Annotated in this window: 24 protein-coding genes and 1 pseudogene; 13 read left to right on the top strand and 12 right to left on the bottom strand. The window is 62.8% G+C overall.

Annotated elements, in window-relative coordinates:
- Positions 1 to 9: 9 nt before the first annotated feature.
- Positions 10 to 789, bottom strand: a complete 780-nt coding sequence (locus E3T38_RS04705) for an alpha/beta fold hydrolase (RefSeq protein ID WP_134546649.1) — start codon at positions 787 to 789, stop codon at positions 10 to 12.
- 213 nt (positions 790 to 1,002) lie between these two features.
- Here E3T38_RS04705 and E3T38_RS17410 point away from each other — a divergent pair.
- The 4 genes and pseudogenes from E3T38_RS17410 to E3T38_RS04695 all read left to right on the top strand — a co-directional run.
- Positions 1,003 to 1,236 (top strand): annotated as a pseudogene (locus E3T38_RS17410) (alcohol dehydrogenase catalytic domain-containing protein); the annotation flags it as partial.
- Between the two features lie 208 nt (positions 1,237 to 1,444).
- Positions 1,445 to 1,891, top strand: coding sequence for a zinc-binding dehydrogenase (locus tag E3T38_RS17405; RefSeq protein WP_370448987.1), 447 nt, complete (start codon positions 1,445 to 1,447; stop codon positions 1,889 to 1,891).
- The gene (locus E3T38_RS17400) at positions 1,822 to 1,983 is read left to right on the top strand and encodes a hypothetical protein (RefSeq protein WP_370448988.1); all 162 of its coding nucleotides are present in this window, start codon (positions 1,822 to 1,824) and stop codon (positions 1,981 to 1,983) included. Before E3T38_RS17405 ends, E3T38_RS17400 begins: the two co-directional genes overlap by 70 nt.
- A 103-nt stretch (positions 1,984 to 2,086) precedes the next feature.
- A complete protein-coding gene (locus tag E3T38_RS04695; protein WP_241984304.1) occupies positions 2,087 to 2,731 on the top strand; it encodes a TetR/AcrR family transcriptional regulator in 645 nt (214 codons plus the stop codon).
- Positions 2,732 to 2,962: 231 nt separating this feature from the next.
- Here the strand turns inward: E3T38_RS04695 and E3T38_RS04690 are convergent, their stop codons facing one another.
- The 4 genes from E3T38_RS04690 to E3T38_RS04675 form a co-directional block, all read right to left on the bottom strand.
- Positions 2,963 to 4,468 (bottom strand): NAD-dependent succinate-semialdehyde dehydrogenase, encoded by a 1,506-nt coding sequence (locus tag E3T38_RS04690; RefSeq protein ID WP_134546645.1) that lies wholly within the window; start codon positions 4,466 to 4,468, stop codon positions 2,963 to 2,965.
- Between the two features lie 210 nt (positions 4,469 to 4,678).
- On the bottom strand, positions 4,679 to 5,668 hold the full coding sequence (locus E3T38_RS04685; protein ID WP_134546643.1) for an alpha/beta hydrolase: 990 nt from the start codon (positions 5,666 to 5,668) through the stop codon (positions 4,679 to 4,681).
- Positions 5,665 to 7,164 (bottom strand): NAD(P)/FAD-dependent oxidoreductase, encoded by a 1,500-nt coding sequence (locus tag E3T38_RS04680; RefSeq protein WP_134546642.1) that lies wholly within the window; start codon positions 7,162 to 7,164, stop codon positions 5,665 to 5,667. The genes E3T38_RS04685 and E3T38_RS04680 overlap by 4 nt, the downstream gene beginning before the upstream one ends.
- The gene (locus E3T38_RS04675) at positions 7,161 to 8,351 is read right to left on the bottom strand and encodes an alcohol dehydrogenase catalytic domain-containing protein (protein WP_134546687.1); all 1,191 of its coding nucleotides are present in this window, start codon (positions 8,349 to 8,351) and stop codon (positions 7,161 to 7,163) included. Before E3T38_RS04675 ends, E3T38_RS04680 begins: the two co-directional genes overlap by 4 nt.
- A gap of 197 nt (positions 8,352 to 8,548) precedes the next feature.
- Here E3T38_RS04675 and E3T38_RS04670 point away from each other — a divergent pair, with 197 nt between their 5' ends.
- Positions 8,549 to 10,420 (top strand): helix-turn-helix domain-containing protein, encoded by a 1,872-nt coding sequence (locus E3T38_RS04670; protein WP_134546640.1) that lies wholly within the window; start codon positions 8,549 to 8,551, stop codon positions 10,418 to 10,420.
- 20 nt (positions 10,421 to 10,440) lie between these two features.
- Here the strand turns inward: E3T38_RS04670 and E3T38_RS04665 are convergent, their stop codons facing one another.
- The 7 genes from E3T38_RS04665 to E3T38_RS04635 all read right to left on the bottom strand — a co-directional run bounded on the left by E3T38_RS04665 (position 10,441) and on the right by E3T38_RS04635 (position 17,214).
- Positions 10,441 to 11,211 (bottom strand): SDR family NAD(P)-dependent oxidoreductase, encoded by a 771-nt coding sequence (locus E3T38_RS04665; protein ID WP_104126684.1) that lies wholly within the window; start codon positions 11,209 to 11,211, stop codon positions 10,441 to 10,443.
- Complete coding sequence (locus E3T38_RS04660; RefSeq protein WP_134546638.1) at positions 11,201 to 11,953, bottom strand: SDR family NAD(P)-dependent oxidoreductase; 753 nt, start codon at positions 11,951 to 11,953, stop codon at positions 11,201 to 11,203. The genes E3T38_RS04665 and E3T38_RS04660 overlap by 11 nt, the downstream gene beginning before the upstream one ends.
- Positions 11,954 to 12,027: 74 nt before the next feature.
- On the bottom strand, positions 12,028 to 13,428 hold the full coding sequence (locus E3T38_RS04655) for an MFS transporter (RefSeq protein ID WP_304562550.1): 1,401 nt from the start codon (positions 13,426 to 13,428) through the stop codon (positions 12,028 to 12,030).
- A 139-nt stretch (positions 13,429 to 13,567) separates the two neighbouring features.
- Complete coding sequence (locus tag E3T38_RS04650) at positions 13,568 to 14,020, bottom strand: MaoC family dehydratase (protein ID WP_134546636.1); 453 nt, start codon at positions 14,018 to 14,020, stop codon at positions 13,568 to 13,570.
- Between the two features lie 3 nt (positions 14,021 to 14,023).
- A complete protein-coding gene (locus E3T38_RS04645) occupies positions 14,024 to 15,004 on the bottom strand; it encodes a tripartite tricarboxylate transporter substrate binding protein (RefSeq protein ID WP_198417297.1) in 981 nt (326 codons plus the stop codon).
- 9 nt (positions 15,005 to 15,013) lie between these two features.
- Positions 15,014 to 16,180, bottom strand: a complete 1,167-nt coding sequence (locus E3T38_RS04640) for an acyl-CoA dehydrogenase family protein (protein ID WP_134546634.1) — start codon at positions 16,178 to 16,180, stop codon at positions 15,014 to 15,016.
- Positions 16,181 to 16,287: 107 nt separating this feature from the next.
- Positions 16,288 to 17,214 (bottom strand): LysR substrate-binding domain-containing protein, encoded by a 927-nt coding sequence (locus E3T38_RS04635; RefSeq protein WP_134546632.1) that lies wholly within the window; start codon positions 17,212 to 17,214, stop codon positions 16,288 to 16,290.
- 149 nt (positions 17,215 to 17,363) lie between these two features.
- On the opposite strand from E3T38_RS04635, the gene E3T38_RS04630 reads away from it, so the two are divergent.
- From E3T38_RS04630 to E3T38_RS04595, 8 genes are all read left to right on the top strand, one after another.
- Complete coding sequence (locus E3T38_RS04630) at positions 17,364 to 18,572, top strand: CaiB/BaiF CoA-transferase family protein (RefSeq protein WP_134546624.1); 1,209 nt, start codon at positions 17,364 to 17,366, stop codon at positions 18,570 to 18,572.
- Positions 18,565 to 19,005 carry a thioesterase family protein gene (locus E3T38_RS04625; RefSeq protein WP_158252490.1) on the top strand — a complete coding sequence of 147 codons (441 nt, stop codon included), beginning with the start codon at positions 18,565 to 18,567 and terminating at the stop codon, positions 19,003 to 19,005. The genes E3T38_RS04630 and E3T38_RS04625 overlap by 8 nt, the downstream gene beginning before the upstream one ends.
- A complete protein-coding gene (locus tag E3T38_RS04620; RefSeq protein ID WP_134546623.1) occupies positions 19,002 to 20,210 on the top strand; it encodes an acyl-CoA dehydrogenase family protein in 1,209 nt (402 codons plus the stop codon). Before E3T38_RS04625 ends, E3T38_RS04620 begins: the two co-directional genes overlap by 4 nt.
- A 47-nt stretch (positions 20,211 to 20,257) precedes the next feature.
- A complete protein-coding gene (gene fabG / locus E3T38_RS04615) occupies positions 20,258 to 21,034 on the top strand; it encodes a 3-oxoacyl-ACP reductase FabG (protein WP_134546621.1) in 777 nt (258 codons plus the stop codon).
- The gene (locus E3T38_RS04610; RefSeq protein ID WP_134546619.1) at positions 21,034 to 22,212 is read left to right on the top strand and encodes an acetyl-CoA C-acyltransferase; all 1,179 of its coding nucleotides are present in this window, start codon (positions 21,034 to 21,036) and stop codon (positions 22,210 to 22,212) included. Before fabG ends, E3T38_RS04610 begins: the two co-directional genes overlap by 1 nt.
- 156 nt (positions 22,213 to 22,368) lie before the next feature.
- Positions 22,369 to 23,361, top strand: coding sequence for a tripartite tricarboxylate transporter substrate binding protein (locus E3T38_RS04605; RefSeq protein WP_198417296.1), 993 nt, complete (start codon positions 22,369 to 22,371; stop codon positions 23,359 to 23,361).
- Positions 23,358 to 23,885, top strand: a complete 528-nt coding sequence (locus E3T38_RS04600; RefSeq protein WP_134530562.1) for a tripartite tricarboxylate transporter TctB family protein — start codon at positions 23,358 to 23,360, stop codon at positions 23,883 to 23,885. Before E3T38_RS04605 ends, E3T38_RS04600 begins: the two co-directional genes overlap by 4 nt.
- 1 nt (position 23,886) lies before the next feature.
- Complete coding sequence (locus tag E3T38_RS04595) at positions 23,887 to 25,425, top strand: tripartite tricarboxylate transporter permease (RefSeq protein WP_134546617.1); 1,539 nt, start codon at positions 23,887 to 23,889, stop codon at positions 25,423 to 25,425.
- Positions 25,426 to 25,491 lie beyond the last annotated feature (66 nt).

The raw sequence follows: 25,491 nt of genomic DNA, 5'->3' as shown, positions 1-25,491 counted from the left end.
ATCGATGAACTAGACAAACATGCGCTCCCGGATTTCACCGGCAGGGACGGATTCGGGATCCGTCACGAACTCGTTGATGATCTGGAAAAGCTGGGCGGGGCGTTCCTGCGGGATGGCATGCCCGCTGTCGATGACGGCGTAGCGGGCGTTGGGAATGCCTCCGAAGAGCAACTTGGTCTGGCGGGTCGGGACCATCTGGTCATGGGTGCCGGCGACGACCAGTGTCGGGGCGGTAATGCTCGCCAGCTTGCCGCAGAGGTCGGCATTGGCATTGAGCTTCATCTGTTCGGCGATTCCGTCCGCGAAGACGCGGGCTTCGACGAGGGCTCGGACATCGGCTTCAGAGCGGCCTGCAAGGAAGGGATGGCCGTAGGCGGTCCAGGTGACAAATTCCCGTAGGAGGTCCTGATCCGTTTCGAAGAGCCGCATCCAAATCTGGTTCCGGAGCCTCTGCTGGGAATCGGCCTTGGTCCAGCCCGCGACCAGAGTCAGGCTTGCCAAGGTGTGAGGGTTCGAGGCGGCCAGGTCAGCAGCGACCAGGGCGCCCAGTGAATACCCGACGACGTGGACCGACCGGCCGGGGACGCAATGCTCGATAACGCCCGCGACCTGCCTTGAGAACGTCCCAAGAGTGAGACCTTCACGGGGAGTCTGGAGGTCGACGGCGAGCACACGGTACTTGGCGGCGAGCATCGGAAACAGGGTGTGGAAGTGGGTCTTGGCGTTTCCGCCCGTTCCATGAATCAGGACGACAGTGGCCCGGGCATCACGGGGGCGCAACTGTGTCATGGAAAGGTACGGTGAACCCGCCGACCCTGACTAGACCCTCGTTCGCATCTGGATGAATCTTCAAAACCAATCCCTTCGATATGTGGCTAGCCGGCGTTCATGGTCTTAGGATCCGCTCCAGCCGAGACAAATATTGAAAGTCCACTCCGTGCGGATTACACTCTCATAAAAGCATATGAGTGATATGAAGCACAACCCTTTGAAAGAGTCGACATGAAAATCGCCGGTGCGGTTCTTGAGACCGTCGGTTTCGTCTGTCCCTGTGCCGAGTCGCGGCCGATGGCTGTTTGGGAACTCGATCTCGCCGAGCCCAGACCGCAGAAGGTCCTGATCAAAATGGAGGCGGCGGGCGTCTGCCATGCCGACTTGTCGGTCGTAAACGGGGACCGTCCCCGGCTGGAGCCCATGCTGCTGGGCCACGAGGCCGCCGGCATCATCGTTGCCGTCGGTTCGCAACCGGCTCACCCGCAACGGCGGGCAGTCCTCCACCACCTCGGCGTCTCCGGGTACGCAACCCACGCCGGCTCAACCGGCGCTCGGTCGTCCCGGTCGACAGCGACTCCCTCCCGCCGTCGCAACGGTCCTTGGCTGTGCCGGGCTGACCGGCGGCGGCGCCGTCCTCAAGGCAGGCAAACCCCAGGACGGACAGGACATTATGATTGTCGGGCTCGGGAGAGTGGGCATGGCTGCCCCGCCGACCGCAGTCGCCGTATCGTCAACATGGTCAGCGCCGGCGCGCATCATTGGTATCAACGCAAACCCGGAGAAGCTGACCTTGGCACGAAACTTGGGGGCCACGGGAGCTTATTCTTCGGGAGAAGCAGAGGAGCTTGGCATCCATGCCCATGCCCATGTCGTCATCGAGGCAGCCGGCCATCCGCGGACCTTCGAAACCGCGGTCCGCTCTACGGCCGCCGGCGGAACCACCGTGACGGTCGGCCTGCCGGCGCCCGGCGCGATGTCGTCGATCGACCCCCTAAGGAATTTACCGCGGAGACCCAAACCGTCGTCGGTTCCTATCTTGGATCGGCGGTGCCCAGCCGTGATATCTCGTTCTACACGCAGATGTGGCGCGAAGGAAGACTGCCGGTCAAAAAGCTGACATCATCGGTGATTACCCTGGACAAGATCAATGAGGCGATGGACGAACTCGTGGACGGCAAGGCCATTCGCCAGATCGTGATGTTTAATTAGCCGATATGTGTATTAGGAATTCGAAGTTCAGTGGCCAAAGTATGGCTACTCTGATATCCATGCGCTGATAGGGACGTTAATGCAGATGAGATCATTGGCTTCGGTGGAAACACCGCTTGATGCACCCCTGGGATTGCGGGAGAAAGCGCGGATCGAGCGCTATCGAAACATTCGCGCCGCAGCGGAGCAGATCTTCAACGAGCGCGGCTACGAGCACGCGACGACGAAGGAAATCGCTGAACTCGCCGGGGTCGGGGAAGCGACACTGTTCCGCTATGTCACCAACAAGCACGAGCTGCTGCTTCTGGTGATCGGCAAACGCGTGGACCTAGAGATCGAGGGCATCGAAGATATGGACAAGGAACTGGCCGCCGACGCGACCTCCGCCTGGGACTACATCGAGCGGATCTACGCAATCTACCGGGCCCGGGCTAGGTTCTACACGACCGATCCGGAGAACGTGACCAGCTACCTGCAGTACGGCTTCAAAGCCGGAAGTCAGTTGGGCGCCCAGAGCATCACGCAGGGCGACAGGATCATCGCACTGACCGCGGCCGTCCTCGACAGCGCGCGGAAGGCCGGCCACCTGGTAGCCCAAGTTGATACCCGGATCGTCGCGCAGAACTGCAACGGCACCTACACCCACGAGGTCCTGCGCACGCCGGTGCGCGAATTCGCACCCCGGAACCTCTGGGATAGGCTTCAGAAGCGGCTGCAGGTGCAAATCGAGCCGCTCTTCCAGCTCTGAGGCACACCAACCAGGACAGCGCAGCCCTGCATGCTTTTGCCGTTCTTACCGTCTCGCGGACCCGACTTGCAACGCGCTGGTTGAACGATAGCGAGGTTTAAGTGACACTTCAATGCGCGGCAGCTACGCGCCGGTGAGCCTGGGTTCGCTTTGTTGATCACGCTCCAGCGGTGACGAGGAGCCGAGCTAGGTCTGGAGTCATAGAGTAGGGCTCGCTGTCCCAACTTCAGGTTAGCCCACGTACGGGTCGGCGATGCCGATGTATTGGGTGGTGGTGTATTCGGCGATGCCTTCGGATCCGCCTTCGCGGCCGAGCCCGGATTGTTTGACGCCACCGAAGGGGGCGGCTGCGTTCGAGATGACGCCGGCGTTAAAGCCGACCAAGCCGAATTCGATCTGCTCGGCCACGCGCAGGAGCCTGCTGAAGTCACGGCTGTAAAGATAGGAGGCGAGGCCATATTCGCTGGCGTTGGCGAGACGGATGGCGTCACCTTCAGTGGAGAACAAGGTGACCGGGGCGACTGGCCCGAAGATCTCCCGGCGGAGGATCACCGCGTCATTGGGTACGTTGGCCAAGACGGTCGGCGGGTAGAAGTAGCCGGGACCGTCAACGGGGGAACCGCCGGTCACGGCGGTGGCTCCGGCGTCGATGGCGGCGCGCACCAAGGCGTGAACGTCGTCCCGGGCGCCGGCATCGATGAGCGGACCTACCTGGGCGACCGGTTCGGTGCCACGGCCGATCGCCAGAGCGCCCATCGCGACGGCGAACTTTGTGGTGAATTCGGCGGCGACGGATTCCTGGACCAGGAACCGGTTCGCGGCGGTGCAGGCTTCGCCCATGTTCCGCATCTTCGCCGCCATGGCCCCCTCGACCGCCTTGTCCAGGTCCGCGTCCTCGAACACGATGAACGGGGCGTTCCCGCCCAGCTCCATCGAGGTCCGCAACACGTTGTGTGCGGCGTCGGCCATCAGCCGCTTGCCCACCGGAGTGGATCCGGTGAACGAAACCTTCCGGAGCCTCGGGTCAGTCAGCAAAGGACCGGAGATACCCGCGGCGCTGGAGGAAGACACCACGTTCAAGACCCCCGCTGGCAGGCCGGCCTCGAGCATGGTCTGTGCGAACAGCTGGGAGGTCAGCGGCGTCAATTTCGCTGGCTTGAGGATCATGGTGCAGCCCGCGGCTACGGCGGGGGCCACTTTCCGGGTGGCCATCGCGAGCGGGAAGTTCCAGGGCGTGATCAGCAGGCACGGGCCGACCGGTTTGTGTTGGACCAGGATTTTGTTCTTGCCCTCTGGGGTGGTGAGGTACCGGCCGTAGTCCCGGACTGCCTCTTCGGAGAACCAGCGCAGGAATTCGGCACCGTAGGTGACCTCGCCGCGGGCTTCGGCCAACGGTTTGCCCATTTCCAGGGTCATCAGCAGGGCGAAGTCCTCGGCCCGTTCAGTCACCAGGTCGAAAGCGCGGCGGAGAATCTCGGCGCGTTCACGCGGCGCCGTCCGGGCCCAGCCGAACTGGGCCTTATCCGCGGCGTCGAGCGCTGCAACAGCGTCCTCGCTGGTAGCGGAGGCGAGAGTGGCGAGTACCTCCCCGATAGCGGGGTCGTATACGTTGAACGTGCCGCCATCGGACGCGTTCCTCCACTGCCCGTCGATAAGCAGGCCGGTAGGCACGGAGGCTATGAGTGCAGCCTCCCGGGCTGCAGAAATGTCAGACGAGCCGGCGGGTGAAACGGTCATGGGATGTCCTTCAATGTTACGGCTGGGGGGTTCAGTAGCTGGCGGGGTTTTCGCCGTCGCCGGCCTGTATATATTCAACAGCGAGGCTTCGAAGCCCCGTATTAAAAGCGCGATGTCTGTCCTGATCAAGACAAACTCGGCGCCGCTGTCCAGGTAGTGGCGGACCGTGGAGCGGGAGGTAGGGGAGACCAGCGAGCTAGCCTTCTCCCCCTAGCCGGTGAGCTCGACCAGCCAGTCGGCGGCCCGGTTCAACAGTTTTGCACCGGTAGGAATTTTTCCGGCTGAGGTGAACAGTCCATGGGAGTGGCGTGGCAGATGGTGGTGCTCCACTGGTGCTCCGGCGCGGGCCAGCAGACCTGCGTATTCGACTCCTTCGTCGGCCAGGGGGTCTAGTCCGACGGTCACTACGAATGCTGGCGGAGCGCCGTGTTCGGCCAGTTCGGCGGGTTGACGAAGTCCAGGCGAAACGCGGAGGTCGCGTGCAAATTGCGGATCTGCCAGGTACAGGCTTCGAAACCATCGCATCGAGCCTGCGGTCAGGGGAAAACCGTCGGTGATACGGGCGTAGGAATCCGACTCGTGCAGCAGGTTCGCCACAGGATAGAAAAGCAGCTGGCCGATGATGGTGCTTCCGCTTACGGTGCAGCCCGGGTCCGAAGCCAAGACGGCGGCAAGGTTGCCGCCGGCGCTGTCGCCGGCCACGATGATCCGATGCGGATCCCAGCCATATTCTCCGGCCCGGACACTGACAAAGGTCAGGGCTGCTATGCAGTCCTCGAGCGGGGTCGGGAACGGGTACTCAGGAGCCAGCCGGTAGTCGACGGATACAACGTCAAGTCCGCTGACCGCGGCCAGGTAGCGGCAGAGGCGGTCGTGCGTTTCCACCGAGCCGATCACCCACCCGCCACCATGGAAGTACACCACGACAGCACGTGCGGTCTCCGAATCGTTACCCTCGGGACGGTAGCGCCGCAGCCGGATGGACCCGCCGTTGACCTCGCAGTGAAGGTCCTCGACCCGTTCCAGGGCTTTAAATGGAACCCCGTTTGCGGCACAGCCCGCCTCGTAGGCAGCCCGTGACTGGTCCAGGGGCTGGTCTTGAAAACTGACCGCTCCGCCGTCGCGGAACGCCCGGATCAGGTCCACTGCGTCGACAGCTACGTTGTCCAGCGGGACCGCCGGCACGAGTTTCGAGTTCATACTCTCGCCATTTCCTGAACTGGCAGCACGGCGCCGGAGAGCATGTAGTCGCTCGGGTTCCAGTGCCCAGCGAGGCTACGGTATTCCTCCACTGTTCCGGACCAGTTGTTGATAACCTTGCCCGCGGCGTTCTTGTACCAGCTGGAGCAGTCGGCGGAAAAAGCGGATCCTTCCATCTCGTTCTGCAGGCTTGCGTTGTACGAGGTCAGGACCCTTCCGCGCACTTCCACTGAGGCCTGCGGGGCGGTAAGCAGGTGCACCAAGATTTTAAGGATGTATGCCTGCTGGATTTCCAGCATGGTGATGATCGAATTGTGGTTCAGGTTGGTGTTCGGCCCGTAGATCATGAACATGTTCGGGAAGCCGTCGACGCTCATACCCAGATGGGCCTCCGCGCCGTCAGCCCAGCGTTCTTTCAGGTCCTCGCCGGAGGCACCGATGACCTGCAGATCGCCTTGGAAGGCCTGGCTGCTGAATCCGGTGCCGAAAATGATGACGTCCGCTTTATGGATCTGCCCGTCACGGGTGCGGATGCCTTCTGGAACGATTGCGTCGATGCCCTGGGTGACTAGTTCGACGTTCTCACCCATCAGGGCCGGGTAGTAGTCGTCGGTGCGGAGGATCCGCTTGCAGCCGAACTCGTAGTCAGGGGTCAGTTTGCGCCGCAGTTCTGGGTCCGGCACCTGCGCCTCGAGATGGGCCACGGCCTGGGCGACGCCGGCGCGCTGGGCGTCGGTGGCACGGCGTGTGCGTTCGAACCCGTTCTCCCGGAAATCGTGCAGGTTGTGGCGGCTTTGCTCAAAAGTATCCGGATTTTCTTCGAAGGAATCAAGCTGTTCTTTGCTGAAGATCACTTGGTTGCGGGGCATGATCCAATTGGCACTGCGCTGGAAGACTTCCAGCGATCCGGCGACCTTGGCCACCTCGGGCACGTACTGGACGGCACTGGCTGCCGAGCCGATGCTGATGATTTTCTTCCCGGTCAAGTCGACAGTGTGGTCCCAGCGCGCAGAGTGGAATGCGGCGCCTTGGAAATCGGCCAGGCCGGGAAATGCAGGAACAAACGGAGTGTTCAGCTGTCCCCAGGCGGGGATGAAAACGCGGGCGGTGTGTTCACCTGAGCCATTAACCTGCAGGCGCCAGAGCGCGTTTGCCCCATCCCATACGGCGGAGGTGACTTCGGTGTTGAAATTCAGGTGCGGGCCCAGTGTGTATCGGGTGGCTAAACGCTCCAGGTAGCCCATCAGCTCGTTGCGGTCCGCGTACATCCGGCTTACTCGTAAGTGGGGGAAGAAGCTGTAACAGTAGAGATGGGCCTCGGTGTCACAGGCGGCACCCGGGTAGCTGTTTTCGCGCCAGACTCCGCCCAGGCCGGGGCCCTTGTCGAAGATGGCGAAGTTCTCGATACCCGCCTCTTTCAGCTGGGCGCCCATGCCCAGGCCGCCGAACCCTGCGCCGAGGATCACTACGTCGTGGTCGGTTGTCTGGATGCTCATCGGTTCTTCCGTTCTTCGTGCGTTGTCCCAAAGTTGATGACTTGCCGGATCCCGCTGCCGGAGGCGAGGGCGTCCATGCCCTCGTTTATGTCGTCGAGGCTGATCTCCCGGGAGACAAGCCGTTCGAGCGGCAGTTTTCCTTCGCGCCAGAGTTGTTCAAAAACGGGGATGTCGCGCTTCGGTACGGCTGATCCGAGGTAGCTCCCCACGATCGATTGTGCCTTTGCCGTCAGTCGCAACGGTTCGATTGAGGACATGGCACCTGGTGCTGGAAGGCCGACGGTCACCAGCGTTCCGCCTAAGTCCAGCAGTTGGTAGGCGGTTTCAAAGGCGCGGGGATGGCCCGCCGCTTCAAGCACGACGTCAACGACCACGGAGCGTTCCAAGGCTTCCTCCGGAGTGTAGGCCTCGCTCGCCCCCCACTGCAGGGCAAGGTCAAGCTTGGAGGCCTGGGCGTCGACGGCAATGACGCGTCGGCAGCCAGTGGCAAGGGCAGCCAGGAGTCCGGCCATGCCCACTCCGCCAAGGCCGACGATTGCGACGGTGGACTCGGCAGTGATGCGTCCAGCGTTGAGAAGGGCCCCGCCCCCGGTGAGTACGGCGCAACCCAGAAGTGCAGCGACCGCTGGTGGCACGTCAGCCCCGACGGGCACCACGGATCGGTGATCGACCACCGCATGGGTGGCGAAGCCGGAGACGCCCAAGTGATGGGCCACCGTTTCGCCGCCGCGCGTCAGGTGGGAAGAACCGCTGAGCAGGATTCCCTGTTCGTTACTCTTGCTGCCCGCGGAGCAGGGCAGCTTTCCGTTGGTCAGGCAGGCCTCGCACTGGCCGCACCGTGGCAGGAAGGTCATAACCACCCGCTGGCCGATGAGGTTGGAGTCAACGTCCGGGCCCACCGCTTCGACGATTCCTGCTGCCTCGTGGCCCAGCAGCATCGGCAGCGGCCGCGGACGTGAACCGTTGACCACTGACAGGTCTGAGTGGCACAGTCCGGCTGCCTCGATCCGCACCAGCACTTCGCCGCGTGCTGGTCCGCTGAGGGTCAGTTCGTCCACGGTGATGGGCCGACTCTGCGCATAGGGGGGCTGCGCCCCGGTGGAATTCAAGACGGCACCGCGGATTGTCAGTGCGGTCGGGGCCGCTGCGACCGTCACGCCCTGGAGATCTGTCAGTGGAGAGCTCATCATGTCGTCCCCTGCCTGCAGGCGGCACTGCCAGCGGTCCGAGGGTCGAGTTGCTGAGTCATCTGCTGTCCTTTTTGGTAATCAGTGTGATGTAGCGAACGTTTCTGGTTCAGTCTCGCAGGAGAGCCCTCGGGCAGCCATGGAGGTTCATGACATACTGAAACCGGTTCTATGTGGATAATTCCAAGGAGGGTTTCATGCACTTGCTGGCTGGCCTCTTGCAGCAGGCATTAGACCCGGCGTCCTCCGATTTCCTTTCGGGGTTGGACCTTCTCCCGGCGGATGGCCAGGGGCAACGGCTGCGCGAGAGCCTGCGGTCCGTGCACGCACTGGCCTCCAACGCACGCGGGCAGCGGATGCTCACGCTGGCCCTGTCCGAGACTGCCGCTGCTATCTCGTCCCTGCGCGAGGGTGGAAATGTGCTTCGTGAAATCGTCACCCGGACCCGGGCCATCGTCGGTACGGACATGGCCTACATCAGCCTCAATGATCCAGAAAAGCGGGAAACGCGAATTACGGAGACTGACGGCGTGTGGACCCAGGCCTACCGGGACATCCGCATGCCCTTTGGCACCGGCGTCCTTGGCAACGTGGCACGGGCCGATGGCCCCATCCAGGTTTCAGATTATTCGCAGGCTGTCTCACTTGCACATCTGGAACACATTGACGATGCGGTTGCCAAAGAGGGGGTCAAAGCGCTGCTGGGCGCGCCTATGCGCATCGGCGGGGACATCATTGGGGCGCTCATGGTGGCAGATCGTTGGGCCCATGAGTTCAGCGAGGAACAAATCTTTGCCGTAGAGGCCCTGGCAAACCAGGCCGCCGTCGCCTTGGACAACCTGGAACGCCTGGCCGAACTGACCGAGTCGATGGGATCGCTCGAGACCGCGAACCGGGACAAGGAGAGCTCAATTGCGAGGCTCAAACGGTTGGCGGCCACAGACGATGAGCTTTTTGCAGCCCTGAGTTCCTCGGAGGGCCTGCCCGGACTGGCCGCCCGGATCAGCCAGATCCTCGGCCGCCCGGCACGGCTGCTCGATCTAACCGTCCGCATCGATGCCGGTGATGTGGGAGGCGAAAAGCTCCACGCGGCACGGGCCCTGATCCCCGCGTCCCGGCACACCAACGCTCCCGTTACCGCAACGCTGGAGGACGGGACCACTGTGGTGGTCATGGCCTCAGTCATCGAGGGGGACGCGCTGGGCGGCGTGCTCGTTGAGGGTGAAACCGCGGCCGACGACGAAGCGATTCTCCGGCGCGCTGCGCTGGTTCTGGGAACGTTCATTTCACATTCCGACGCGTCGCGGCACAACCGGCAGCGCCAGCGTGTGGAACTTCTGGCCACGCTGATCAGCCCGCCGGCGGAAGGGTTGCGGCAGCACACAGCAACATCGGCTGCTGCCTACGGCCTTGAGGACGGCTCACCGTTCCGGGTCGCCATCGTTGACGGAGCGCTGCGGTCGTTGACGGACTTTGAGGAAGCTTTAGAGGTGGACCTCGGAGAGCAGCTGCTGCGGGGCCACTTCGATGACCGCTTGTATTTGGGTGCTCCGGAGCAGGTTTTTGCATGGATCGCCGATTTTCTCGGCAAGCCCGGAGCCCGGCGTTGGGGCGGCGTGCGCATGGCCCACTCAGAGCCCCTCGCCGCGCTCAGCGAAATCGGAGCAGGATTCGCCCTGGCCGAACGCGTGCTGACGGCGGCACGGTCACTACCCCAAGCCGGCAACGTCGTAGGGTGGCAGTCTCTGGGAACCATTGGCATTTTCCTCGCCAACGCGGATTCACAGGTCACTCAAAGTGCCCTGCGCGGAAGCCTGGGTCCTTTACTTGACTACGACCGGTCGAATGGCACGCAGCTGTGCGATACGGCATTGTGCTATCTCGACGAGGGGCGCAATATTGCCCGAACGGCCCAGGAGCTGGTGGTGCACCCCAATACGGTCCGCCAACGCCTTGAACGCATCGAATCCTTGCTGGGACCAGAATGGAACAATGGGCGCCGGGCCCTCGACCACCACGTCCTGTTGGTAGTCGCCAGGCTCCTGGACGGTTCCCCGGCAAAACACTAACGGCCGCTGCGCGTCAAGGGCTATTCGTACCAAGCGCCGTCGATCGTTAATCCTCCATCGACAACGAGGGTGTGGCCCGTGACGAACGACGCCGCCGAGGAAGCCAGGAATAGGATGCTCTCAGCAATTTCGGTTGGGTGCGCAAACCGGTGTAGAGGCGTGCGACTCACAATCGGAGCCTTGTCTAATTGGCCTGATTCCTCCAGAAGCTGAGTGAAGGAGGTATCGACATATCCAGGGGCGACGGCGTTGCACCGGATTCCGTGCGGGGCCCACTCGACCGCCAGTGATCGGGTAAGGCCCTCGATGCCGGCCTTAACCGCGTTGTAGCTCGCCCTGTGGGGCATTCCCATGCGCCCAGCCACCGAGGAAATGTTAACGATGGCCGCCCGGTCGCTGGCGGCCAGGGCAGGAAAAGCCGCCTGGCATGCCCACATGGCGCCCGTCAGGTGGACGTCGACCATAACGTTCCAGTCCTCCGGCAGGAGTGTCTCGCTCGGGCCGGGGCGTGCGATTCCGGCCGAATTAATTAGCACGTCACATCCTCCCCATTGGTCCTGTACTGCGGCGAATGCCTCGAAGACGGCCTGGCGATCGCGGACATCGCAGCGCAGATTGAGCAACTGCGCCTGTGTGTCGGAGTCGATCTGGGAGGCGGTGTCATTGGAGATGTCCAAAACTGCTACCCGATACCCTTGGTCCAGCAGTGCGTCGGTACAGGCCTGGCCGATGCCGGACCTTCCGCCGGTCACCACAGCCCTCAAGGGGGCCGGCCGATTCTCAGTTGACATAGAACCCACCATTGACGCTGATGTTCTCGCCGTGGACGAAGGAGGCGCCGGGGCTGCACAGAAAGTCGATGACTGCGGCTACTTCTGCCGGAGTTCCATATCGGCCCAGCGGCGTGCCGGTGAGAATCGTCGTGCCTGCGCCGTCGCGGAGCGACTGTGTCATACGGTTTTCAATGATGCCCGGAGATACAGTGTTGATGCGCCGCTGCCCGCCGAGCTCCCACATCACGGATCGCATAAGCCCAAGCAGTCCGGCTTTACTCGCCGCATAGTGGGCATGGCCCTTGCTTCCCCGCAGTCCAGCGATGGAACTGATCAAAACGATGGAGGCATCCGGAGCCAGCCGGGGCAGCGTCGCAATGAGCAGGCGGTAGACGGCGGTGAGATTGATGTCGAGGCAGTCCTGCCACTCAACCTCGCTGATGCGGGCGAACTCACGTTCTGGATAGATCCCAGCGGCCAAGACAAGGTGCTGAATCGCCGCGTCATCAGGCAGCGCCTCGACCAGTTTCTGCGCCCCTTCTCTATTGTCGGCTTCGTAGTGCATCTGCAAGTCATTGCCGGATGGCGTTGCATCTTGCGGTGGGGGCTGGCGATCGGCCGAGACGACGCGCATCCCCTTGCCGAGGAAGAGTTCGGCAACGGCGCGGCCGATCGATCCGTTCCCTCCGGTTACTACCGCCACGGGCCTGTTCAATCCCATGGCGAGGGTGCGCTCCGTAAGCTGTTCGTTCGTATTCATGGCGGGCGGAATCTCTCTTGAAAATGGGCGTGGAGCCGCTGTAGCAGCGGGTCCACGGCCTGCGGTGCGGTAAGTTAGCGGGCCAATTCGTTCTCGTGTATCCGGTCGAGGGAGGAGAGATCCAGTCCACGTGTTTCTTTGAGCATGGACAATGCCACGGTAGAAATGATGAGGATCCCGACGACGTAGATAACGATCGGAAGAGTGTTGTTGAACTGGTTCAGCAGCAGTGTGGCGATCATCGGGGCCACGGAGCCCGCGAAGATGGTGGCGATCTGGTAGGTAAATGAGGATCCCGAGTAACGCATGCGTGTCGGGAAGATCTCGGACATCAGGGCTGCCTGCGGTGCATACGCGGCGGCCTGGACGGTCAGCCCAAAGGTAGTGCTGGCGAGGATGGCCCAGAAGTTGCCGCTGTCCAAGGCCGGAAAGAACGTCAATGCCCAGACCAATAGGCCCACGTACCCGATACCGATGGTGCGTTTGCGACCGATCTTGTCCGAGAGCCATCCGCCTCCGAGCATGGCGAAGAATTGGACGATGTTGGCCACGAATAGCACCAACAGGACAGTCGAGTATTCAACCTTGACGTGGACGGTCAGGTACGTGATGGCGAAGACGATCATGAGGTAATAAGAGGAATTTTCCCCGATGCGCATGATCAGCGCCTTGGTGATCTGGGCAGGGTAAGTGCGCAGGACCTCCCGCAGGGTTGCTGCTTCGCGCTGGGCTTCCCGCTGCTTGCGCATCGCTTCGATAAAAACCGGTGCATCTTCGACCGTACGGCGAATCATGTAACCCACAAAGATGATCAGTGCCGAGAGCCAGAATGCGATCCGCCACCCCCAGGCCATGAACGAGGACTGGTCCAAGGTCCAGGAAAGCCCGAGCATGACGACGGTCGCCAGCACGTTGCCGACCGGTGCGGCAGCCTGGGGGAAGCTGGCCCAGAATCCGCGCTGATTTTGCGGACTGTGCTCGCTGACCAACAGCACGGCGCCGCCCCACTCACCGCCAACGGCAAAACCTTGAAGAAACCGCAAGAGCACCAGCAGTGCGGGCGCCCAGTAGCCGATCTCCTGAAACCCAGGCAGGCAGCCCATGAGGAACGTCGCTGCGCCGACCAGGAGGAGGCTGAACTGCAGCAGCTTCTTGCGTCCATACCTGTCACCAAAATGACCGAAAACCATGCCTCCGAGAGGCCGGGCGAGGAAGCCGACCGCGTACGTGGCAAAGGCCGCAATGATCCCGTCCAATGGATTCCCCGTTTTAGGAAAAAACAGGGAACCGAAGACCAAAGTCGCGGCCGTACCGTAAATAAAGAACTCATACCACTCGGCGACTGTGCCGGCCATGGACGCGGCGACCACGCGCTTTATCCGTGATTTCGGGGTTTTCTGCGGGGCGTTGACTGGCGGCTGACTCAGGGCTTGGGTCATCGTAAAGCCTCCTTGCTTTTCGGTGATGACGATCACTCTCAGCCAGCCTCCCGGCTGCAGACACGTAAAACCATGGATGGATACACATACATTTGGGTTCCTTATGTATGATCGACTACCAAGGAATTACGTGGTTTCGGTGCTCTCGTTCGGCGGGGGCGCCGGAATCGGCTGGCTATTCGACCAGCAGTGACACCGTTTCGGCGACGCAGGCGGGGCGGTCCGCACCATCAATCTCGATGTGGTGGCGGACGACGGCCTGGTGACCTCGCTCCGATGCCGTCACCGACACGAGTGTCAGCCGGTCGCGCACGCGCGAGCCCACGGGTACTGCGCTCGGAAATCTGACCTTGTTCAGCCCGTAGTTCACGACCATAAGCAGCCCGTTGACCTGGTACACCTGCTTGGTCAGGTACGGGATCATCGATAGCGTCAGGTACCCGTGGGCCACGGTCCGGCCGAATGGTCCGGCCGCAGCCGCAACAGGGTCAACGTGGATCCACTGCTGGTCGCCCGTCGAATCGGCGAAAGCCTGCACCTGATCTTGCGTCACAGTGTGCCACTCGCTCACGCCGAGCTCCTCACCCACGAGTGCCGCTAGCTCGGTGAGGCCATGGATTTCGCGCACGACTCAGCCCCCCAGGATCGGCCGGTACAGGGCCTGTATCGCGGCCAGACTCTCGCCGAGGGCTGTGCCGCCCTGAAACTTGGCGGGCACGAGGTTCTCCCCGAGCTGCTCGAGCACCGTGGGGTCAGTCAGACACGCCTCGAGTGCGCCTTCGAGCGCGTTCGCCACGGGTGTCGGCAGATCGTGAGGGCCGAACAGTCCAAAGACGGATGTCGCATCCACGAGATCGGTGAAGCCGAGTTCCGCAAGCGTCGGCAACTCCGGCAGCCACGGTAGCCGTTCGGGCGTCGTCGCGGCCAGGGCCCGAAATGAGCCCTCATCGATGCGGGAGATAACGTCGGGGTGATCGTTGATGAAGAGCGCATCGACGTGACCCCCGAGCAGGTTCGTAGTCATCTCGGCATTTCCCGTTGCGGGCACGGCCACGACCTCGACGTCGTATTGGTCTTTGAGGCGCTTGAGTTCGATCGCGGCCGGGCTCGTTGCTCCGGGTACGCCCATCGTGAGGGTGCCCGGACGTTTCTCGGCCGCCGCGAAGAACGCTTCCGCGTTCTCGTAGGGGGAATCGTCACCGACGACGATGAGTGTGGGGTTCTCGGCCATCACGCCGATTGGGGTGAAGTCGTCAAGAGAATAGGCCAGGGAGTTCACCATCGGGGTCATTACGAGCGTCCCCGCAGTGCCCAAGCCGAGGGTGTAGCCGTCGGGCTTCGCACTCGCGAGTTCCTGCATGGCGACCGCCCCGCTGCCTCCCGCCTTGTTCTGCACCACGAAGGTCTCGCCGAAACCGTCGCCGAGGCAGGACGAAATCGACCGGGCGGTGAGATCGGACGGGCCGCCAGCCGCGTACGGCATGAGTACCGTAACCGGCTGTGACGGGTAGGTTTCGCCGCCGCCCGTCGCGCCGGCCTGGCAGCCGGCGAGAGCGACGGCGAGAGCGACGGCCGCAGAGGGCAGCAGAAGATTTCTGTGGGACTTCTGCACGATAACCGTCTACCGGAAGGCCGGAATGCCGGTGACGTGGCTGCCGAGGATGAGGGTGTGCACTTCGTCGGTTCCCTCATAAGTGCGCACGGACTCAAGGTTGTTCGCGTGCCGCAATGGCGAATAATCCAGGGTGATGCCGTTACCGCCGAGAATAGATCGGGCCTCACGGCAAATCTTGAGGGCCTCCCGCACATTGTTCAGCTTGCCGAGCGAAATCTGCACGGGCTCGAGCACGTCGGCGTCCTTCAGACGACCGGTGTGGATGGCGAGCAACGTGCCTTTCTGGATCTCGAGGAGCATGTTCACGAGCTTGACCTGAGTGATCTGGTACGCCGCGAGGGGCTTGTCGAACTGCATGCGTTCGAGGGAATACGCCAGGGCCACCTCGTAGCTGTCCCGCGCGGCGCCCATCGCACCCCAGATGATGCCATAGCGGGCCTCATTCAGGCACGCGAACGGTCCGCTCAGGCCGCGCGCTCCCGGCAGTAGCGCGTTGTCGGGAAGCCGAACGTCGTCGAGCAGGATGTCGCACTGGATGGAGGCCCGCATCGATAGTTTCGCCTCGATCGGCGTCGCAGTGAAGCCAGGTGTGTCGGTGGGCACGATGAAACCGCGCACGCCCTCGTCGGTCATGGCCCAAATGATCGCGATCTGGGCAACGGATGCGAGGCCGATCCACCGCTTGGATCCCTCGAGGATCCAGCCCCCGGTGTGATCCCGGCGGGCGGTCGTTGCCATGCTCGACGGGTCGGAACCTGCGGTCGGTTCGGTGAGTCCGAAGCATCCGATCAGCCGGCCGGCCGCCATCTCGGGCAGGTATTGGTTCTTCTGCTCCTCGGAGCCCCACTTGTGGATGCTGCTCATGGCGAGCGAACCCTGCACGCTCACGAGGGTGCGCAGGCCGGAGTCGCCGGCTTCGAGTTCCATGGCGGCCAGGCCATATTCCACGCTCGACCGGCCGGGGCAGCCGTAGCCGGTGAGGTGCATGCCGAGCAGCCCGAAGGCGCCCATCTGTTCCACGATCTCGAGCGGGAAGTGCGCCGATTCGTACCAGTCCTTAATATACGGCCCGATTCTCTCCCGTACGAAGGTCCGAACCGTGTCACGCAGTTCGAGTTCGGCTGCGCTCAGCAGCCCGTCGAGATTCAGAATATCCGAGGTGGTCGCGGGCATGAGTGGCTCCTTTGCCGAGTTTGCGCGCTGGGTGGCCAGCGCCACGCTCTCGACTGTGCCAGTAAATCTATTCACGATCCAATACCAAATCGGGGGCGGAATTATTTCTATTCAGCATGAATCTCGGTGGTGGGAATCACGGGTGGAGTGGGGAGTACCTCTTCAGAGAGTCGCAGGACCTCGCGCAGTGCCGGGCTGTCATTGTCGGCGCGCCACACGAGCTGCAAGAGGATGGGCGCCATTTCGTCATCGAGGGGCAGAAAAACAACGCCGGGGTAGTGCACGTTTTCGGCCACCGTGGAGACGGTGAGTGCAACGCCGATCTCGGCCGCGACGAGCGAGACGAGCGTCCACGTGTCGGGAGCCACCTGCACGATGGAGGGCACGAAGCCGGCCGTGCTGGCCAGTCGCATGAGGTAGTCGCGCAGGATCGCGCCGGGGTCCTGCGGCAACGTTACGAAGTGTTCGCCGACGAGATCTTTCATGGAAACGGACTGTCGATCGGCGAGTGGATGGCTGGAGTGGATCGCGATCACGAGGTTCTCGTAGGCGATCACCCGATGTTTGATGCCGGCCGGGATGAAGTTCCACCGTCCCAGTCCGATCTCCATCTCCTGGTTGATCACCTTGTCGAGCGCGGGGGTGGCGAAGTTAGAGCTGTAGAGCTCGAAGTCGATTCCCGGGTGGGTCGCGCGCACGAGTTTGGCGAGTGTGCCCACCATGACGTGTGATGATGCTCCAGCGAAGGCCACTCGCACCCGGCCGGTCTCGCCCTTTCCCGCCGACGACACAGCGACCCCCGCCCGACGCACGCCGTCGAGGATGTCTGTGGCTGGCTGCACGAGCGCTTCACCCGCCGGCGTGAGACGCACCGAACGGGTGCTGCGGGCGAAGAGCAGGGTTCCGAGCTCGCGCTCCAGGTTCTGGATGGCCCGGCTCAATGGGGGCTGCGCCATAAAGAGTTTTGCGGCAGCGCGGCCGAAGTGAAGTTCCTCGGCCACGGCCAGGAACGCACGAATTTGCTGGATTTCCATGCTTCAACTATTTCGATAGGCGCATGAAACTGTCAATGATTTATGCACTATTGCCCTGGGAGTATCAATTGAAGGCGTAATTGATATTGGACAGGGAGTAATTCCGTTTGCGACTGTGGAGGCACGACAGACGAACAAGGAGTCATTCAATGGATGAATCTGGCGCAGCAACGAGGCTGCACAGGATTTTCGGTCGACCGGGAAGCGGGCCACTGAGCGGAATCATTGTGGCGGACTTCAGCCGCGTTCTTGCCGGCCCGTACTGCACCATGCTGCTCGCCGACATGGGTGCCACCGTCATTAAAGTGGAGAGTCTGCAGGGCGATGACACCCGTGGGTGGATCCCGCCGGTGCGCGACGACGAGGCAACGTTTTACCTTTCGGTCAACCGCAACAAGCACTCGATCGCGCTCGACCTGAACGACGCGGCCGACCGCGCGGTGGCCCATGAGCTCGCAGCGCGGGCCGACGTGCTGGTGGAGAACTTCAAACCGGGTGGCCTCGACCGGTTCTTCCTTGACTACGACTCGGTTGTGACACGGAACCCCGAGGTAATCTACGCCTCGATCACCGGATTCGGCACCGGAGCGGGGGCCGGGCTTCCCGGCTACGACCTGCTCGTGCAGGCCGTGTCCGGCATGATGAGCCTCACCGGCGGCCAGAACACCGAGCCTTACCGCGCGGGGCTCGCAATGTTCGACGTGATCACCGGATTGCACGCCGGTATGGGCATCCTGGGTGCCCTGCACCACAAGGACCTCACCGGCAGTGGGCAGCGTGTGGAACTCAACCTGCTCTCTTCCGCGCTCTCCGGGATGGTCAACCAGTCTGCCGCCTACGTCACGGGCGGGGTCATTCCTACCCGCATGGGCAATGAGCACCCGAGCCTCTACCCCTATGAGCCGATGCCGACTGGTGACGGAATGCTCATCATTGCGGCGGGCAACAATCCCCAATTCACGAAGCTGTGCGCGGCGCTCGACATCACGGAGGCGGCGACGGATGCCCGCTTCAACTCGCCTCAGGCCCGCAACGCGCATCGCGGCCCGCTGCGGGAGATCCTGCAGCGTCAGCTCGCCCGGCGCTCGGCCGCGGAGTGGTTCGAGTTTCTCTCCGAGCTGGGCCTGCCGTGTGCGCCGATCCAGGATGTGAAGGGCGGCATCGAGCTCGCCGAAAAGCTCGGCCTTGAGCCGGTCGTGCTGGCGGGAACCGGGGATCGCCGCATTCCCACGGTGCGGCATCCGGTGAAATTCTCCCAGACCCCGGTGAGCTACGATCTAGCTCCGCCGAAACTCAACGAGAGTTCCGCCCTCGTGCGCTCCTGGCTTGCCACACGCGAGGCGCAGCTCGTTGACTGAGCCATTCCGTGCCCGGGTTGCGGTGCGGTGGAGCGACCAGGATCTCAATGGCCACGTCAATAACGCGCGTGTCGCCACCCTGCTCGAGGAAGCCAGGCTGGCGTGGCGGGCGCAGGCGCTCACGGGCTACGACCACGTCGACTCCCCGACGGTCGTGGCCGCGCTGCAGCTCAGCTTTCGCCGCCCGATCGAGTTCGGCCCCGCCGTCGAGATCGACGTGTGGGTCTCCCGGGTGGGATCCACGTCGTACACCCTGCACTATTCAGGAAGTCAGGCCGGCCACCCGGTACTGGATGCCTCGACCGTGATGGTTCCCGTGCACCCAGTGCACGGGACGGCTCGACTGCTCGATGCCGAGGAGCGCAGTTCGCTCGACCGCTGGTTTATCGCCGATGCAATGCCGCAGAGGCAACAACAGAAAGGCACAGCATGACCGACACCGCCATCAACACTGACACAGTCATAAATAGTGACTACTATCTGGTCGACGACTTCCTCAGTGACGAGGAGCGCGCCATCCGCCTCAAGGTGCGGGCCTTCGCAGACGCGGAAGTGCTCCCCATCATCAATGACTATTGGGATCGCGCCGCGTTCCCCTTCGAGCTGGTTCCGAAGATCGCCAGACTCGGAATCGTGGGCGGCACGATCGAGGGCTACGGATGCCCCGGGCTGAGCCGCCTGGGCGCCGGAATGGTGTCCCTCGAAATGTCCCGCGCTGACGGGTCTATCAACACCTTCATCGGGGTCCAGTCCGGTCTCACCATGGGCACGATCAACATGCTCGGTAGTGAGGAGCAGAAGCAGCGCTGGCTACCCGGGCTCGCGGCGCTCGACCTCGTGGGCGCGTTCGGACTCACCGAGCCCAACCACGGATCCGATTCGGTAGCGCTCGAAACGAGTGCGCGACTCGAGGGAGCGCACTACGTACTCAACGGAGCCAAGCGCTGGATCGGAAATGCGAGTTTCGCTGACGTCGTGGTGATCTGGGCGCGCGATGAATCCGACGCCAAGGTCAAGGCCTTCGTCATGGAGAAGAACAGCGACGGCTCCTTCCCCGACGGTTACGAAGCCTCCGTCATCACGGGCAAGGTCGGCAAAAGGGCCATCCTGCAGCCGGACATCACGATCACGAATCTGCGCATTCCCGCCGAAAATAAGCTCGTGAACGGCCACTCCTTCGCGGACGCCGTTCGGGTGCTCAATTCCACCCGTGGCGGGGCCTCGTGGGAGGCTCTGGGACACGGCATCGCCGCCTACGAGGCCGCCGTTGCATACGCCCGCGCCCGCGTTCAGTTCGGCAAGCCCATCGGGAGCTTTCAGCTTGTGCAGAACAAACTTGCCAATATGCTCGCGGAGCTCACCGCAATGCAACTCCTCTGCTTTCGGCTGGCCACGCTCGCTGACCAGGGCAAGATGACCGGGGCCATGGCTTCCCTCGCCAAAATGCACACGGCCCAGAAGGGGCGGTGGATCTGCCAGGAGGCCCGCGACATGCTCGGCGGCAACGGCCTGCTGCTCGAAAACCACGTGGCTCGGCACCTCACCGACATGGAGGTCGTGCACACCTACGAGGGCACGGACTCGATCCAATCGTTGCTGATCGGCCGCGACATCACCGGAATTTCGGCGTTCGCATGAGCCTCCGGCCCGCGAGCGTCCCACAACAGACCAAGCAGGGAGATTTCATGAATAGGCTCACCGACAGGGTCGCGGTCATTACCGGCGGCGCGCAGGGTATCGGGGCGGCGACGGCACTGCGCTTCGCAACGGAAGGCGCGCACGTGGCCATCCTTGATCTGAATGGAGAGCGCGCGGCCGAAACGGCCCAGCAGATCTCTCAAGCCGAGGCCGTTGTCGCGGCGGGCGGGTCGGCTAGTGGTCTCGTGTGCGACGTCACCGACGAAGACCGGGTAGCAAAAGCCTTCAGCCAGGTCTTCGCCCGCGCCGGTCGACTCGACATTCTTGTGAACAATGCCGGCATAACCCGCGACAACTTGCTGTTCAAGATGGGGCGTGCCGACTGGGATTCGGTGCTCGTCACCAACCTCACGAGTGCCTTCCTCTGCGCTCAGGCCGCGCAGAAATTTATGGTTCCCGCCCGCTACGGCCGGATCGTGAGTCTCAGCAGCCGCTCGGCGCTCGGAAACCGGGGACAGGCGAACTACGCGGCGGCCAAATCAGGGATTCAGGGGCTGACGGCTACGCTCGCCCTCGAACTCGGGCCGTTCAACATCACCGTCAACGCGGTCGCACCGGGGTACATCGCCACGGCGATGACCGCGGCCACCGCCGAGCGGGTCGGCAGCACCGCGGAGGAACACCAGAAAGCGGTCGCCGAGCGCACGCCGCTCGGCCGGGTCGGGGCACCGCACGAGGTCGCAGCCGCTATCGCATTCTTCGCGAGCGACGATTCCTCCTATGTCTCCGGCCAAACGCTTTACATCAATGGGGGAGCACGGTGATGGCCGAGGCTTTTTTGGTGGGAGGGGTGCGCACTCCCGTCGGCCGCTACGGCGGAGCACTGTCAAGCATCCGCTCGGACGATCTTGCGGCTCTTGCACTCGGCGAGCTTGTGCACCGCACCGGCATCGACCCCGCCGTGATCGATGAGGTAATTCTCGGCAACACCAACCAGGCCGGCGAAGACAGCCGCAACGTGGCGCGCATGGCGAGCCTGCTCGCCGGTTTTCCCGACGAGATCCCCGGGCTCACCGTCAACCGCCTGTGCGCCTCGGGCCTGAGTGCCATCATCCTCGCCTCGCAGATGGTCAAGAGCGGAGCCGCCGACGTCGTTGTGGCCGGCGGGGTGGAATCGATGTCGCGGGCGCCGTGGGTGCTGGCCAAGCCGGACAAGGCCTTCGGACGACCGGGCGAGATCGCTGACACGAGCATCGGTGCCCGATTCGTGAACCCGAAATTTGCCTCGACGACCACTCTCTCGATGCCGGAAACGGCCGAGGAGCTCGCCCGTGTCGATGGCATCACCCGCGAAGACGCGGATGCTTTTGCCCTTGGCTCCCACGAGCGGGCCGCCGCGGCCATCGATGGCGGCCGTTTTGCGGCCGAGATCGTTCCGGTGGCGACGAAGAAGGGTCTGGTAGAGCACGATGAGGGGCCGCGTCGGGACACGAGTCTCGAGACCCTCGCGGGCCTGCGCTCGGTCGTGCGGCCGGACGGAATCGTGACGGCGGGCAATTCGAGCTCGCTCAATGACGGAGCCTCTGCCGTGATCGTGGCGAGTGAGAGTGCCATTGAACGGCTGGGTCTCACGCCACGCGCCCGAATCGTGCACGGAGCATCGGCAGGGGTGCCGCCGCAGATCATGGGAATTGGACCCGTGCCGGCCACCCGTAAGGTGCTCAAACACGTGGGGTGGTCTGTCAATGATCTGGGAGCGATCGAGCTCAACGAGGCCTTTGCTGTGCAGGCGCTGGCCTGTATTCGGCGCCTCGGGCTCGACACGCAGGTCGTGAATCGTGATGGCGGGGCGATCGCCCTCGGGCATCCACTCGGCTCATCGGGCTCACGGATCGCGATCACCCTGATGGGCCGCATGGAACGCGAGGGCGCCCGCAGGGGGCTGGCCACGATGTGCGTGGGGCTCGGCCAGGGAACGGCGATGTTGCTCGAACGGGTCTAAACCCTGACACACTTTTATATGCCACGGGTATCAATCCGACCCCAAAATAGTATTGGAAATGGATTTATGATTCTGCAAGAGTGAAATGGGCTGACGCGAATTACTGCGCTAATTACTCCGCCATGAGGCACCAAACAGATGACAATGAGGTCAGCTTTGAAGAAGAACACTGTTGTATTCCTACCCGCGCTCGCCGGACTGGCCATGATGGGCCTCGTGGGCTGTAGCGCCTCCGGCTCTGCCGGGGCGCAGGAGGCCGAAGGCGGATACCCGTCGAAACCCGTTACCTTCGTGGTGCCGTTTGCGGCGGGAGGGCCGTCCACAGTGACGGCCCTCGCTTTCGCCTCCTGCCTCGAGGCGGGGCTCGGGCAGACATTTGTCGTCGAGAACCAGCCGGGCGGTAGCGGTGGACTGGCCATGCAGGACGTATCGAGCGCCAAACCTGACGGCTACACACTCACGCTCGGTACGAACGGCCCGCTGGTGATGAATCCGATGATTAACGAGCTCAACTACAGCATCGAAGACTTCACCTCGGTTGGTGTGATGGCGCAGATGCCGACCGTGTTGGTTGTCGGTGAGGATTCTCCCTATGAGAGCGCCGATGATTTCTTTGCGGCGGCTGACAAGAACCCTGGCAAGCTCAGTGTTGCCGTTCCGGGCGCGACCACCTCTGCGGCAATCGAGCTGCAGCGGCTATATGAGGAATACGACATTGAGGTGATTGCCGTTCCCGCCGTGGGCAATGCGGAGATGACCACCAGCCTGCTCGGGGGTCACGTGGATGCGCTTTTCATCACCGACCACCAAGACGTGCAATCGCGCATCGACGAGGGCTCTTTCGTGCCGCTCGCGGTGAGCAGCCCCAAACGGGCGGACTGGTACCCGGACGTGCCTACCCTGGCCGAGCTGGGATTCCCTGAGCTGGTCAACGCGGTGTCCGTTTTTGGAGTTATGGGACCGAAGGGCATGCCAGATTCCATCGTGTCCACCCTTGAGTCAGAACTCAAGACCTGCTCGGAAGACGCGACTGTCATCGACCAGATCGGCGAGATGTTCGTTCCGGCGGAGTTCAGCGGCGCAGCAGCCCTCGATAAGGTCTTCGCTGACATGCAGAGACTCTACGAACCCATCCTTGGACAAGAATGAGTGAGGACACCCTCGAGGCCGTCCAAGTCGCCGAGCCTGCTCCGTTCGCAACGGCTGGCCGGTACCAGGGCCGCTTCCGACTCGTCCCTGTTGTGCTGCTGGCTACCGGGGTCGCCGCCGTGATCGGATCCTGGCGTCTCGGACTGGGCGAACTCACCAACCCCGGGCCGGGGCTCTGGCCCTTGGTGGTCTCGATCGCGGTCTCGATCTCGGCGGCCATACTCATCGTCATTCCCGATATTGAGGCCTACGAGAAGTGGACGCGGCGGACGACACTGCTCGTGGGCGGCGTGCTGAGCCTCGTGGTCTTCATCCTTCTCTTCACGGCGATCGGCTTCGTCGTGCCCGCCTTCTTGCTTCTTCTTCTTTGGCTGCGGGTGTTCGGCGAGGAATCCTGGCGGCTCGCCCTCACGCTCGCCGGTGGCGGCACCGCCGTCTTTTATGTGGGCTTCGCGGTTCTGCTCGGTGTTCCTTTTCCCGACGACATCGTCGCGGGCACCATCACCCGACTGATCGGAATGTGACATGGACGCCTTCAACAACCTGGGTCTCGGATTCTCTGTTGCCTTCGAGCCCATGAACTTGCTGTTCGTCTTTGTGGGTGTGGTCATCGGCACCGCCATCGGCGTGCTTCCGGGCCTCGGCCCGACGGCCACGATCGCGCTGTTGCTGCCCATCACCTACACGATGGACGCCACGAGTGCCGTGATCATGCTCGCGGGCATCTACTACGGTTCGATGTATGGCGGAACGATCACCTCGGTGCTGCTGCGCATTCCGGGGGAGGCGGCATCCGTGGTGACCACCTTCGATGGGTATCAGATGACCAAGCAGGGCCGCGCGGGCCCCGCGCTCGGAATCAGCGCGATCGGCAGCTTCATCGGCGGCACCGTCGCCATCATCGGGCTGACATTTCTCGCGCCCGTGCTGGCGCAGGTCGCCGTCGCAGTGGGCCCCGCCTCCTATGTCGCGATCATGGTACTCGGGCTCTTTCTGGTGACGTCCCTCGGCACGGGTTCCACGATGAAGAGCCTGTGCATGGCAGCGATCGGCCTGCTGCTCTCGACCGTGGGTCAGGACCCGATCACGGGCACGGCCCGCTTCACCTTCGGGATTCCCTCCCTGCTCGGCGGCTTCGACTTCGTGGCGATCGCGATGGGCCTGTTCGGCGTCGGCCAGCTCTTGCACAGCCTCGAACGCACCGAAAAGGCGCAGGCGATCACGACGAAGATCAAGAACATCTGGCCGTCACGCAAGGATTTTCGGGACTCCTCCGGCGCCATCGCACGCGGTTCACTGCTCGGCTTCGTGATCGGCGTTCTGCCCGGAGGGGGTGGGGTTATTTCATCCCTCGCTTCCTACGCGCTCGAGAAGCGCCGAGCGAAAGACCCGTCACGGTTTGGCAACGGAGCGATTGAGGGGGTTGCCGGTCCAGAGACAGCGAACAACGCGTCGTCGACATCCGCTTTCATACCGTTGCTGATTCTCGGTATCCCGTCCAACGTGGTGCTCGCAATGCTCTACGGGGCATTGCTGCTGCAGGGGATCACACCCGGCCCGTCGCTGATCGAAGATCGGCCGGACATTTTCTGGGGCGTCATTGCGTCGATGTACATCGGCAACGTGATGCTCGTGATTCTCAATATCCCACTGATCGGTATCTTTATTCAGATGCTGCGGGTGAGAACGGGCATCCTTGCGACCTTCGCGCTCATGGTGGTCATGGTGGGCGTGTACTCGATCAATAACAACCCGTTCGACATGTGGGTGGTGTTGATCTTCGGTGTTTTTGGCTGGATTATGATCAAGACCGGTTTCGACCCCGGGCCGCTCGTACTGGCCTTCATTCTCGGACCGATCCTGGAACGGTCGTTTCGGCAGTCGATGCTCATATCCGACGGCAGCTTCGGTATCTTTGTGACTGATCCGATCTCGGCGACGATCTTCGGGGCGCTCGCGGTGTCTCTGACCTACTCGTTCATCAGCCGACGGCGTCGGGTCAAGGCTGCACAGACTCTGTCGCGCGAGTGTCTCGGTAACGGTGTTTCCGGCGTTTTTCATTAGTAGGATTCTGCGTTCGGCCAGCGGTCGTGGAAGGTGATGGCGAAGGCGTTGAGAGCTGGTTTCCAA

This window comes from Cryobacterium sp. Hb1 (assembly GCF_004403585.1).
Lineage (GTDB): Bacteria > Actinomycetota > Actinomycetes > Actinomycetales > Microbacteriaceae > Cryobacterium > Cryobacterium lyxosi.
The sequence above is the reverse complement of the archived record's forward strand: the minus strand, read 5'-3'. Positions and strand labels throughout refer to the sequence as shown.